An 11,847-nucleotide genomic window follows, 5' to 3' on the forward strand; every position below is an offset into this window, starting at 1 on the left:
CGGCCCGGCGCGTCGGCTGCGTGCCCTATCGGTTGCGTCGTTCGACGGTCCGGGGCGCCGCCCGGTCCGTCGCGAGGTACTGCTCCGCCTCGATGATCGCCTCGTGGACGGTGCGCCGGCCCATCAGCACGCACAGCGTGTACGCGAGGTCCTCCAGCCGACGCCGGGCCACCGGGTCGTGCGGGTCGGCGAGCACCACCCGCTCCCAGACGCGGTAGCGCCGCAGCAGCGAGGCGAGTACGGACTTGTCCGGCAGCAGCATGCCGTCTTCTTCTCCCGACATCGGCCCGGCGTGCGTGCCCGGGGCGGCTGGCGGGCGCGTCGAAGGTGCGCCCGGACCGGAGTGGCTCCCACCTTGCGCCGGGCGGGCGGTCGCTGCAACCGGACGGGCCCACCGCCGGCCGCCCGGCCTCAGTCGGGCGGCTCGGGCGCCGGGTCCTCGCCGGGGCGGGCGCCGGGCGGCTCCTCGGGGGCCGTACGGGGGTCCTCCGCGGGCTCCTCGGCCGGCTCGGGCGTCCCCGGGTCGTGCGGCACCGGCCGCGGTCCACTGGGCACGGGCCCCGGCCCGTCACCCGTCGTTGCCCTGCTCATGCTGGTGGTACTCGCTCCTGGGTGGTTCCATCGTGCGCCGGTCCGCCGCCCGCCGCCCTTTCACGGAATCCGCCCGCCTCGGCACCGACCCGTTGATATGTTCACGTCATGGATGAGCGTGCGTGCGACGGCAGTGCCGGCGATGTGGACTACGGCGCCGTGGGCGGGGGCTACGCCGAGCACCGCCGCCCCGACCCGCGGATCGCCGCCCGGATCGACCGGGCCCTGGGCACCGCGCGCACGGTGGTGAACGTCGGCGCCGGCGCCGGCTCCTACGAAGCGACCTCCCGCGAGGTCACCGCCGTCGAGCCGTCCGCGGCGATGCGCGCCCAGCGGCCGCCCCGCCTCGCCCCGGCGGTCGACGCGGTAGCCGAACAACTCCCGTTCGCCGACGACTCCTTCGACGCCGCGATGACCACCTTCAGCGTCCACCAGTGGAGCGACCCGGCGGCCGGGCTGCGCGAGCTGCGCCGGGTGGCCCGCGGCCCGGTCGTCGTGCTGACCTGCGACCCGCGGCGGGTCCGGGACTTCTGGCTGTACGCCTACTGCCCCGAGGTCCTGGACACCGAGGCCCGCCGCTACCCCGGGATCGACGCGCTGGCGTCCGCCCTCGGCGGCACCGTCGCCGTCGAGCCGGTCCCGATCCCCCTGGACTGCTCCGACGGCTTCAACGAGGCGTACTACGGGCGCCCCGAGCGCCTCCTGGACCCCGGCGCCCGCCGGGCGTGCTCCGCCTGGAGCTTCGTCGACGAGCCGGCCCGCACCCGCTTCGCCGACGCGCTCCGCCGCGACCTGGCCGACGGCACCTGGGACGCCCGCCACGGCGCCCTGCGCGAACAACGCTTCCTGGAGGGTTCGTTGGTCCTGCTCAGGGCCCTCCCGGACTGACCCGCGCGGGCCCGCCGGCCGGCACCGATCGCACTTTCGGGGCGGCTGTGCTCCTCTGGTAGCGAGGACGGTCCCGGTGCGGGCGTCGGACCGCGGGCCGAGGAGCACCGAGGAGCGCCGCGCCATGCCCCCCACCACCTTCCGCATCGCGATCATCGGGGCCGGCCCCGGCGGGCTGGTCTGCGCCCGGGTGCTCCAGCGGTACGGGGTCCCGGTGACGGTCTTCGAGCGGGCCCTCGGCCCGGTGGGCGTCGCGCCCGGCGGCCCCCTGGAGCTGCGGCCGGCGACCGGGCAGGCGGCGCTGCGCGTGGCCGGGCTGGAGCGGGAGTTCCGCGCCGCGGCCCGGCCCGTCGGCCAGGAGTTCCGGCTGCTCGACCACACCGGCGCGGTGCTCCACCGGGACCTGCCCGAACCCGGCGCGCCCGCCGAGCGCCCGGAGATCGGCCGGCGCGAGCTGTGCCGGCTGCTGGTGGACTCGCTCGCCCCCGGCACGGTCCGCTGGGGCTCCTACCTGCGGACGCTGCACCCGCGCGGCGGCGGCCGGCACCAGGCGGTCTTCGACGACGGCGGGTCGGCCACCTTCGACCTGGTCGTCGGCGCCGACGGGACGTGGTCCCGGGTCCGCCCGCTGCTGTCCGAGGCGACCCCGCACTACTCCGGCGTGACCTTCGTCGAGACCGGCCTCGACGACGTCGACGCCCGCCACCCGGCGCTCGCCCGGCTGGTCGGCCGCGGCACGATGATGGCGCTGTCCGGAGGGAAGGGGCTGATCGCCCGGCGCGACGGCCGCGGCCGGGTCCGGGTCTACGCGGCCCTCCGCGGCTCCGAGGACTGGGCGCGGGAGGCCGGGGTGAACACCGCGGACCCCGAGGCGGTCCGCGGCGCGCTGCTGACCGCGTTCGCCGGGTGGCACGACCGACTGCTGGCGCTGCTGCGGGACGGCGACGAGGGGTTCGCCAACCGCCCGCTGTTCGCGCTGCCGGTGCCGCACACCTGGCCGCACACCCCGGGCCTGACGCTGCTGGGCGACGCCGCGCACCTGATGACCCCGCTCGCCGGTCCGGGCGCGGACCTGGCCCTCCAGGACGGCTGCGAGCTCGCCCAGCACCTCGCCGAGGCGCACACCTGGCAGACCGATCCGGACCGTGCGGTGCGGGTGTACGAGGCGGCGCTCTTCCCCCGCTCGACCGCGGCCGCGGAGGGGGCCGCCCGCGGCCTGGAGGCCGCCCTCGCGCCGGACGCCCCGCGCCGCGCGCACCACCTGCTCCGCCGCCGGCACCTGCACCCGCACCGCCCCTGACCCGGCCGCGTCGTGCCGGCTTGCGGGCCCGCACCGCCCGTCGGACGATCGGCAGCGGAGGGACGCCGGGGGCGGCGCGTCCGCGCGCTCCGCCCGTCCGGCCCGTGGCACCGAGGGACGGAGCAGCGCGTGAAGATCACCGAGATCACGCCGGGCGCGCCCTGCTGGGTCGAGCTGGGCACCTCGGACCTGGCCGCGGCCGCGGTCTACTACCGCGAGGTCTTCGGCTGGCACGCCGAGACCGACCGGCGGGCGGCGGCCGGCGGCTACACGCTCTTCTCGGTGGGCGACGCCCGGGTCGCCGCGGCGACCCCGCTGTACGCGCCGGGCCAGCCGACCGCCTGGACCGTCACCTTCGCAACCGGCGACGCCGAGGCGCTGGCCGCGGCCGCGACCGAGGCCGGCGGCAGCGTGCTGGTGGGTCCGCGGGACGTCTTCGACCTGGGCCGGTTCGCGGTGCTGGCCGATCCGGCGGGCGCGGCCTTCGCGGTCTGGCAGGCCCGCGGCTTCACCGGCGCCGAGCTGCTGAACGCGCCCGGCGCGCTCGGCTGGGTCGAACTCGCCACCGGCGACCCCGAGTCCGCGGTGGCGTTCTACTCCCGGGTCCTCGGATGGACCGTCAGGGCCCATGGCACGTACACCCAGTGGGGGATCGGCGGCGCCGACTTCGGGGGGATGAGCACCGTGGAGGCGCGCGACCGGGAGGACGTCCGGCCGCACTGGTTGCCGTACTTCGCGGTCGAGTCGGTCGACGGGACCGAGGCGCGGGCCGCCGAGTCCGGGGGGATGGTGCTGATGGCGCCGACGGACGTCCCGGACGGGCCGCGGATCGCGGTGGTGCGGGATCCGCAGGGCGCCGTCTTCGGGATCCACCAGGCGGGTACGGAGGGCTGACCGCGCGCACCGGCGCGCCGGGGGGCGAGTGAATTCCTTCGGCCGACGGGCCCATACGACGTCACACGGTCGGCCGCGTGGTCGTCGTTTCACCACACTGTTTGGGATGTTTGCGCGTAATGTCCGCAACGCACCGATGGGTGGCACTGCGCGGCAACGCATCGCGCGTCGAGAACAGGAGACCCCTATGTCCACGACCGACGTCCTCGTGGCCCGAGGCAAGAAGCTCGCAGCCGGCGCGGGCGCACTGACCACGGCCGTCGCCCTGGGGGCGACGCTGTTCGCAGCGACTCCGGCCCAGGCGACGCCCCACCCCCTGCCCAGTCCCCAATCGCAGCCCTTTCCCCAGGAGCTGACCGGCCCGGACTACACGTACGGCACCGTCACCGCCGGCCGCGGGATGAACGAGCGCGAGTACCCCAGCACCGACTCCGCGTCCCGCGGCTACCTCCGCAACGGCGCCCGGGTCTACCTGGTCTGCAAGGTCCGCGCCCAGAACATCCGCGGCAACGAGGTCTGGTACCTGGTCCGAGGCACCCGGCGGACCTGGATCGCGGCCAAGCACGTGACGAACACCGGCGCCGTCAAGTACTGCAACGACGGGCGCCGCGACCGCGTCCAGTCGAACGAGGCCGCCAGGCACGCCGGCTGAGGCCGCCCCGCGCGGCGGGCTCCGGAACGGGCCCGGCCCGGCACCCCTCCGGGTGTCGCGCCGGGCCCGGTGTGCGCCCGCGTCCGACCGGTCACCGCCCTTCCGTATTACTGGAACGCGTTCTACTGTGCCCCCGACCCCGGAATCCGACGGGCCGTCAGCACCCGGACGGCCACCGGGCGACGGGACGAGTGGACCGGACGACTGGTGGAGGGGCCGTGCACCTGGACTACACCCCGGAACAGCAGCGACTGCGCGCCGAACTGCGCACGTACTTCGGCGAACTGGTACCGGACAACGCCTACGCCCGGTACGCCGACCCGGCCGCCCAGAAGCGCTTCTACCGCGCCACGGTGCGCCGGCTCGGCTCCGACGGCTGGCTGGGCGTCGGCTGGCCCAGGGAGTACGGCGGGCGCGGGATGACGCCCATGGAGCAGTTCATCTTCTTCGACGAGGCGGCCCAGGCCGGGGTGCCGCTGCCGCTGATGGCGCTGAACACCGTCGGCCCCACCCTCATGCGGTTCGGGACCGAGGAGCAGAAGGCGTACTTCCTGCCCCGGATCCTCTCCGGCGAGATCGACTTCGCCATCGGCTACAGCGAACCCGACGCCGGCACCGACCTGGCCGCCCTGAAGACCCGCGCGGTGCGCGAGGGCGACGAGGAGACCGGCCACTACGTCGTCGACGGCCAGAAGATCTGGACCACTAACGGGGACACCGCCGACTGGGTCTGGCTCGCCGTCCGCACCGACCCGGACGCCCCGCCCCACAAGGGCATCACCATGCTCCTGGTCCCCACCAGCGACCCCGGCTACTCCTGCACCCTGATCAACACCCTCGCCTCGCACGACACCACCGCCAGCTACTACGAGAACATCACCGTCCCCGCCACCCGCCGGGTCGGCCAGGAGAACAAGGGCTGGCGGATCATCACCAACCAGCTCAACCACGAGCGGGTCACCCTCGCCGCCCACGGCACCATGGCCATCCGCGCCCTCCACGACGTCCAGCGCTGGGCGGCCGGCACCAAGCTCGCCGACGGCCGCCGGGTCATCGACCTGGGCTGGGTACGCGGGCGACTGGCCCGCACCCACACCCGACTGGAGGCCATGAAGCTGCTGAACTGGCGGATGGTCGACGCGCTCCAGCAGGGCACGCTGACCCCCCAGGACGCCTCCGCGGTCAAGGTCTACGGCTCCGAGGCCCGCCGGGACGCCTACGCCTGGCTGATGGAGGTGGCCGGCGCGGCCGGAGCGCTGACCGAGGGCTCGGCGGGCGCGGTGCTCCACGGCGAACTGGAACGCGGCTACCGCTCCGCGGTCATCTTCACGTTCGGCGGCGGCAACAACGAGATCCAGCGCGAGATCATCTCGTGGATCGGCCTCGGCATGCCCCGGGTGCGGCGCTGACCGGCCGGCGGGCGGCGCGGTGACGGCCGGCGACCCCGGGCTCTTCGGGCCCCGCTCGGTGACCTGGCAGCTGCATGCCGACCCGATGATGTGGATCGCCGGCGTCCGGGCCCTCTACCTCCAGGCGCTGCACCCGCGCGCGGTGCGCGGTGTGCGGCAGAACTCGGCGGCCTTCCGGATGGACGACCGGGGCCGGCGCGATGCCTGGGGCCGACTGATGCGCACCGCCGACTTCGTCGGCACCCTCACCTACGGCACCACCGACGCCGCCGAACGGGCCGGTGCCGCGGTCCGCGGTCTGCACCGCCGACTGACCGCCACCGACCCGGCCACCGGCGAGCGCTACCGGATCGACGAACCGGAACTGCTGCGGTGGGTGCACTGCGCCGAGGTGGACTCCTACCTCCAGGTGCTGCGCCGCTCCGGTCACCCGCTCACCGACCGGCAGGCCGACCGCTACCTCGCCGAACAGCGCACCGGCGCCCGGCTCGTCGGCCTGGACCCGGACACCGTCCCCGGCGACCGGGCCGCGCTCGCCGCCTACTTCGCCCGGACCCGCCCCGAGCTCGCGCTCACCCCCGAAGCCCGCCAGGTCGACGCCTTCCTGCGGCGCCCGCCGGTGCCGCCCGCACTCGTCCCGGCCCGCGAGCTGCTCTGGCGGCCGGTGGCCGAGCTCGCGTACGCGGCGCTGCCGGGCCACGCGCAGCGGCTCTACGGTCGGCCGGCACCCCCGCCCGCCGTCGCCACCCGCCGGCTGCGCACCACCGGCCGGCTGCTGCGCGCGGTACCGGCCACGGTCCGCTGGCAGCTGCCGCCGCGGCACGTCCTGCGGGCGGTGGCCCGGCTCGGCCCCGGCGCGCGGCCGGGTCCCTTCAAGCTCCTGGACTCCGCCGCCATACTGGACGGGCACGACACACAGGGGGATCCACGCGGCTGAACGCGGGAGCGGGGGCGGCGACAGGGATGGCGGAGCACAGGCTGATCCAGGGGCGGTACCGGCTGCTCGACACCATCGGGCGCGGCGGCATGGGGGAGGTGTGGCGGGCCCGCGACGAGGCGCTGGGCCGGCTGGTCGCCGTCAAGTGCCTCAAGCCGATGGGGCAGCGCCAGGAGCCCGGATTCCTACGGGTGTTGCGGGAGCGCTTCCGGCGCGAGGCCCGGGTCGCGGCCGCACTGCAGCACCGCGGGATCACCGTCGTGCACGACTTCGGCGAGGACGACGGCATCCTCTTCATCGTCATGGAGCTGCTGAACGGCCGTAACCTCAGTCAGCTGTTGGACGACAACCGGCGCCAGCCGCTGCCCGTCCCGGACGTCATCGAGGTCGCCGAGCAGATCGCCGCCGCCCTCGCCTACACCCACGAACAGGCCGTGGTGCACCGCGACCTGAAACCGGCCAACATCGTCCGGACCACCGACGGCACGGTCAAGATCTGCGACTTCGGCATCGCCCGGCTCGGCCACGACATCGGCTTCACCGCCCGGCTCACCGGCACCGGCGTCGCCATGGGCAGCCCGCACTACATGTCGCCCGAGCAGATCGGCGGCGGCACCGTCGACCACCGCAGCGACCTGTACTCCCTCGGGTGCGTGCTGTACGAGATCGCCACCGGCGCCCCGCCGTTCGCCCAGGGCGACGCCTGGGCGGTGCTGGTCGGCCACCGCGACACGCCCCCGGAACCGCCGCGCGCGGTCCGCCCCGATCTGCCCGAGGCGTACGAGCGGATCGTCCTCGACCTGCTCGCCAAGGACCCGGACGAGCGCCCGCGGGACGCCGACGAGCTCGCCAAGCGGCTGGCGGACGCCCGCCACCGGCGCCCCCCGCGCGGCGCCGGCCCCGCGCCGGACGACCTGACGCTGCCCACCCCGCGGCTGCCCTCCTGGACCCGCGGGATCACCGCCGGTGCCCCGGCCGTCGGCACCCGGGGGCCGCACCGCCCCTGGACGGACCCGGCGGTCGCGGTCCTCACCGACGTCTGGACCTCGGCCCGCGACCCGCAGCGCGGCGAGGCGTCCCCGGCCCTCGGCCCCGACCGGTCGAGCCCGCCCGGCGACCACCACGCCCTCCTCGCCACCCTGGCCGGCCGGCTGGCGCACGCCCACACCCTGGCCCGGGCCAGCCGGCACTTCGAGGCGCAGGAGCTCTTCACCGAGGTGCTGGCCGGGCGCGAGCGGCTGCTCGGCCCGGACCACCCCGACACCCTGGGCTGCCGTCACCACCTCGCGGTCGGCCTCGGCCGGCTGGGCCGCCTGGAGGAGTGCCGGACCGCCGCCCGGGAGATCGCCGAGGCGCGCGCCCGGGTGCTCGGCGCCCACCACCCCGACACCCTCGCCTCGCGCTGGCAACATGCCTTCGTGTCAGGGCAGTTGGGGCGCTGGCCGGAGGCGCTCGCGGCCTATCACGGGGTGGCCGCGGGGCGCGCGGCGGCGCTCGGCCCGGACCACCCGGACACCCTCGCCGCCCGCTACGAGACCGGTGTCGCCCTGGGCCGGCTGGGCCGCAGCGCGGAGGCGCTGGCCCACTACCGCGACCTGGTGGCGGCCCGTACCCGCGCCCAGGGCCCCGACGACCCGGAGACCCTCCGCGCCCGGCACGGCCTGGGCGTCAACTACGGCCGCCAGGACCGCTGGCACGAGGCGCTGGCCGAGGCCCGCGAGGTCGCCGCGGCCCGCTCCCGGGTGCTCGGCGCCGACCATCCCGACACCCTGGCCAGCCGCCGGGAGGTCGCCGTGGCGCTGGGCCGGCTCGCGCGCTGGGCCGAGGCGCTGGACGTCTACCGCCAGGTCGCCGACGCCCGTGCCCGGACCCTGGGCCCGGCCCACCTCGACGCGCTGGCCAGCCGCGGCGAGCAGGCCCAGTGCCTGGCGCGGCTGGGGCGGACGGACGAGGCGGACGCGCTGCACCGCCGGGTCGCGGCACTGCGCCGGGAGCGCGCCGGACACCGGCGGTAGCGGACGCCCCTGCGGGCCCTTGCGGACGACACAGGGGCTCGCAGGGGCCGCAGGATCAGTGCTCCGGTCGGACCCGGTAGAGCACGGTGGCGTGCGGCGGAACCTTTCGGGCGATGATCGTCCGGGCGGTCCGCACGCTGCGCCCGGTGACCAGATCGCGCAGCCGGTAGGACTGCGCCGCCGGCAGCCCGGCCGCGCCCGCCGTGATCGACAGCGTGCGGGCGGTGCTGCCGCCGTTGAACAGCGCGATCGCCCGGTCGCCGTTCCGCAGCGGCTTGGACAGCACCGCCGCGTCACCGTCCTGCTGGACGATGTGGCCCTGGACGCCCAGCGGGTCCTGGTCCACCGCGATCACCTCGCGGTTACCGAGGACCGCCAGCGCCGCCGGGGAGAGCTTGCCCAGGTCGGTGCTGGAGATCAGCGGCGCGGCCATCATCGCCCACAGTGACATCTGGCTCTGCATCTCGTCGCGGCTCAGACCGGAGTCGCCGACCAGCAGGAAGTCGGGGTCGTTCCAGCGCCCGGGGCGCTGGAGGTCGGCGAGGTTGGCGTTGTAGCGGAAGTTGCCGCTGATGGACGCCCACTTCGCGGCCGGGGTGCTCTGCCGCAGCGCGATGTCCGCGCCGCCCCGCCACAGGTTGCCCAGCTGCCCGGACCACGTGATGACCCGGTGCCAGACCGCGTCCCCGGCGAACTGGAAGTAGGCGGGCGCGGAGATCGAGAAGGTGATGGGCCGCCCGGTGGCCCGCAGCGCCCGGCTCTGCTGCGTGTACAGCTCGTGGAACACCTTCTCCTTGCTCTGTCCCGAGGGCACCGGGACGTTGCAGCCGTCGGCCTTGAGGTAGTCCACGCCCCAGCTCGCGAAGAGCTTGGCGTCCTGCTCGAAGTGCCCGAGGCTGCCCGGGTACTTCCCGCAGGTCAGCTTGCCGACGTCCTCGTAGATGCCGAACTTCAGCCCCATCCGGTGGAGTTGCTGCCCGACGTACGCCATGCCGTGCGGGAACTTCGCCGTGTCGACGACCAGCTCGCCCTGGGGGCCGCGCTCCTTGGCCATCCAGCAGTCGTCGACGGTGACGGTGCGGTAGCCCTTGTGCGCCAGCCCGCTGCGGACCAGCGCCCGCGCGTTGTCCAGGACCACCTGCTCGTTGAGGCCGCCGCACTGGTAGTACGACCAGTTGTTCCAGCCCATCGGGGGCGTGGGGGCGAGGTTGGGGTAGTCGGACGCGTGGGCGGTGCCGGGGGCGCGGGCGGCGGAGGCCGGCGCGGTGGTCGCCAGCAGCCCCGCCGAACAGGCGGCGACGGTGGTGAGTCCGAGGAGGGTGCGGCCGATGCGGGATACCGACGGATGGGACACAGGTCACCTCACGTGGCGGGTGGGCCGGCCGGTGAGAACGGCCGACGGGGGCGGTTCCAGGGCGCGCACGGCCGGACGCTAGAAGCGGACCGACGAGCGGTCAAGAAGCCGCACCGCCCGGAACAAACGATTCATTCGGCCGGCGCCGCGCGTTTCCTCCCTGGTGGTTGCCGGACCTCCGTGCTACCAAGAGGCATGCCGGAACGGACTTCGTACGACGTCGTCATCGTCGGCGGCGGGCACAACGGACTGGTGGCCGCCGCCTATCTCGCCCGCGCCGGGCGGAGCGTGCTGGTGCTGGAGCGGCTGGACCACACCGGCGGCGCCGCCGTCTCCACCCGGGCCTTCACCGGGATCGACGCCCGACTGTCCCGCTACTCCTACCTCGTCAGCCTGCTGCCGCCGAAGATCGTGCGGGACCTCGGGCTCCGCTTCGCGGTCCGCAAGCGCACCGTCTCCTCGTACACCCCGGTCGTGCGCGCCGGTCGACCCACCGGCCTGCTGGTCGGCGGAGGGGCCGCGCGCACCCGGGCCTCGTTCGCCGAACTCACCGGTTCCGACCGGGAGTTCGACGCCTGGCAGGACTTCTATGCCACCACCCGCCGGCTCGCCGAGCGGGTCTTCCCCACGCTCACCGAACCGCTGCCCACCCGCGCCGGGCTCCGTGCCCGGATCGACGACGACGCCACCTGGCACGCCCTCTTCGAGCGGCCCCTGGGCGAGCTGATCGAGAAGACCTTCCGCGACGACCTGGTGCGCGGCGTGGTCCTCACCGACGGGCTGATCGGCACCTTCGCCACCGCCCACGACCCGACGCTCCGTCAGAACCGCTGCTTCCTCTACCACGTCGTCGGCGGCGGCACCGGCGACTGGGACGTCCCCCTCGGCGGGATGGGCGCCCTCACCGACGCGCTCGCCGACGCCGCCCGCCGGGCCGGCGCCGAGATCGTCACCGGCTGCCCGGTCACCGCCCTCGCCACCGACGGCCGCACCGCGGAGGTCACCGGTGAGGGGTGCGGCACGATCGGCGCCCGCCACGTCCTGGTCAACGCCGCGCCCCGGGAGCTGGCCCGGCTGCTCGGCGAGCCCGCGCCGCCGCCCGTCGAGGGCGCCCAGCTCAAGGTGAACATGCTGCTCACCCGGCTGCCCCGGCTCCGCGACTCGCGCACCGACCCGCGCGAGGCGTTCTCCGGCACCTTCCACATCGCCGAGGGGTACGACCAGTTGGAGACCGCCCACGGGGAGGCCGCGGCCGGCCGGCTGCCCAGCACGCCGCCTTCGGAGATCTACTGCCACTCCCTGACCGACCCCTCCATCCTGGGCGCCGACCTGATCCGTCGGGGCCACCACACCCTCACCCTGTTCGGACTGCACACCCCGGCCCGACTGTTCGCCGCCGACACGGCCGAGGAACCGGCCACCCGCGACAAGCTGCTGGCCGCCACCCTCGCCCAACTCGACGCGCAGCTGGCCGAACCGCTCGCCGACTGCCTGGCCGAGGACGCCGACGGCCGCCCGTGCGTCGAGGCGCGCAGTCCCCTCGACCTCGACCGCGAACTGGGCCTGCCCGGCGGCAACATCTTCCACCGCGAGCTGGCCTTCCCCTACGCCGACGACGCGGACGACCTCGGTACCGCCGCCGCCCGCTGGGGCGTCGCCACCGGCCACGCCAACGTCCTGCTGTGCGGCGCGGGCGCGCTCCGCGGCGGCGGGGTGAGCGGCATCCCCGGCCACAACGCGGCGATGGCGGTGCTGGAGGAGCCGGGGGTGCGGTGAGGGCGACCAGTTTCTGACGTAGCATCAGAAA

Annotated in this window: 11 protein-coding genes; 8 read left to right on the forward strand and 3 right to left on the reverse strand. The window is 75.3% G+C overall.

The genetic code is table 11. The annotated features are described in order from the left end of the window. Positions 1-25 precede the first annotated feature (25 nt). Positions 26-283, reverse strand: a complete 258-nt coding sequence (locus SNOUR_RS32705; protein WP_229921435.1) for a DUF5133 domain-containing protein — start codon at positions 281-283, stop codon at positions 26-28. A 128-nt stretch (positions 284-411) separates the two neighbouring features. Then, entirely contained in the window at positions 412-591 is a 180-nt protein-coding gene (locus SNOUR_RS32710; protein ID WP_067354262.1) for a hypothetical protein, read from the reverse strand. 108 nt (positions 592-699) lie between these two features. Here SNOUR_RS32710 and SNOUR_RS32715 point away from each other — a divergent pair, with 108 nt between their 5' ends. From SNOUR_RS32715 to SNOUR_RS32745, 7 genes are all read left to right on the forward strand, one after another. After that, a complete protein-coding gene (locus SNOUR_RS32715) occupies positions 700-1,479 on the forward strand; it encodes a class I SAM-dependent methyltransferase (protein WP_067354264.1) in 780 nt (259 codons plus the stop codon). 124 nt (positions 1,480-1,603) lie between these two features. Beyond that, on the forward strand, positions 1,604-2,779 hold the full coding sequence (locus SNOUR_RS32720; protein WP_067354266.1) for an FAD-dependent oxidoreductase: 1,176 nt from the start codon (positions 1,604-1,606) through the stop codon (positions 2,777-2,779). Positions 2,780-2,908: 129 nt separating this feature from the next. Next, positions 2,909-3,673: a VOC family protein gene (locus tag SNOUR_RS32725; RefSeq protein ID WP_067354269.1), complete on the forward strand. Its 765-nt coding sequence runs from the start codon at positions 2,909-2,911 to the stop codon at positions 3,671-3,673. Positions 3,674-3,860: 187 nt separating this feature from the next. Continuing rightward, the gene (locus tag SNOUR_RS32730) at positions 3,861-4,325 is read left to right on the forward strand and encodes a hypothetical protein (RefSeq protein WP_067354272.1); all 465 of its coding nucleotides are present in this window, start codon (positions 3,861-3,863) and stop codon (positions 4,323-4,325) included. A gap of 218 nt (positions 4,326-4,543) precedes the next feature. Then, positions 4,544-5,734 (forward strand): acyl-CoA dehydrogenase family protein, encoded by a 1,191-nt coding sequence (locus tag SNOUR_RS32735; RefSeq protein ID WP_067354274.1) that lies wholly within the window; start codon positions 4,544-4,546, stop codon positions 5,732-5,734. A 19-nt stretch (positions 5,735-5,753) separates the two neighbouring features. Continuing rightward, positions 5,754-6,671: an oxygenase MpaB family protein gene (locus SNOUR_RS32740; protein WP_067354276.1), complete on the forward strand. Its 918-nt coding sequence runs from the start codon at positions 5,754-5,756 to the stop codon at positions 6,669-6,671. A 26-nt stretch (positions 6,672-6,697) separates the two neighbouring features. Then, positions 6,698-8,686, forward strand: a complete 1,989-nt coding sequence (locus SNOUR_RS32745; protein WP_067354279.1) for a serine/threonine-protein kinase — start codon at positions 6,698-6,700, stop codon at positions 8,684-8,686. Between the two features lie 55 nt (positions 8,687-8,741). Here SNOUR_RS32745 and SNOUR_RS32750 read toward each other — a convergent pair whose 3' ends face one another. Then, positions 8,742-10,040: a glycoside hydrolase family 27 protein gene (locus SNOUR_RS32750; RefSeq protein ID WP_067354281.1), complete on the reverse strand. Its 1,299-nt coding sequence runs from the start codon at positions 10,038-10,040 to the stop codon at positions 8,742-8,744. A gap of 195 nt (positions 10,041-10,235) precedes the next feature. On the opposite strand from SNOUR_RS32750, the gene SNOUR_RS32755 reads away from it, so the two are divergent. Continuing rightward, a complete protein-coding gene (locus SNOUR_RS32755) occupies positions 10,236-11,816 on the forward strand; it encodes a phytoene desaturase family protein (RefSeq protein ID WP_067354283.1) in 1,581 nt (526 codons plus the stop codon). Positions 11,817-11,847 lie beyond the last annotated feature (31 nt).

Source organism: Streptomyces noursei ATCC 11455, assembly GCF_001704275.1.
In the GTDB taxonomy this organism is placed as follows: Bacteria; Actinomycetota; Actinomycetes; order Streptomycetales; family Streptomycetaceae; genus Streptomyces; species Streptomyces noursei.

Excerpts from the sequence above, each read along its gene's own strand:
- SNOUR_RS32705 (WP_229921435.1), bottom strand. The coding sequence starts at position 283 with ATGTCGGGAGAAGAAGACGGCATGCTGCTGCCGGACAAGTCCGTACTC.
- SNOUR_RS32710 (WP_067354262.1), bottom strand. The coding sequence starts at position 591 with ATGAGCAGGGCAACGACGGGTGACGGGCCGGGGCCCGTGCCCAGTGGA.
- SNOUR_RS32715 (WP_067354264.1), top strand. The coding sequence starts at position 700 with ATGGATGAGCGTGCGTGCGACGGCAGTGCCGGCGATGTGGACTACGGC.
- SNOUR_RS32720 (WP_067354266.1), top strand. The coding sequence starts at position 1,604 with ATGCCCCCCACCACCTTCCGCATCGCGATCATCGGGGCCGGCCCCGGC.
- SNOUR_RS32730 (WP_067354272.1), top strand. The coding sequence starts at position 3,861 with ATGTCCACGACCGACGTCCTCGTGGCCCGAGGCAAGAAGCTCGCAGCC.
- SNOUR_RS32745 (WP_067354279.1), top strand. The coding sequence starts at position 6,698 with ATGGCGGAGCACAGGCTGATCCAGGGGCGGTACCGGCTGCTCGACACC.
- SNOUR_RS32755 (WP_067354283.1), top strand. The coding sequence starts at position 10,236 with ATGCCGGAACGGACTTCGTACGACGTCGTCATCGTCGGCGGCGGGCAC.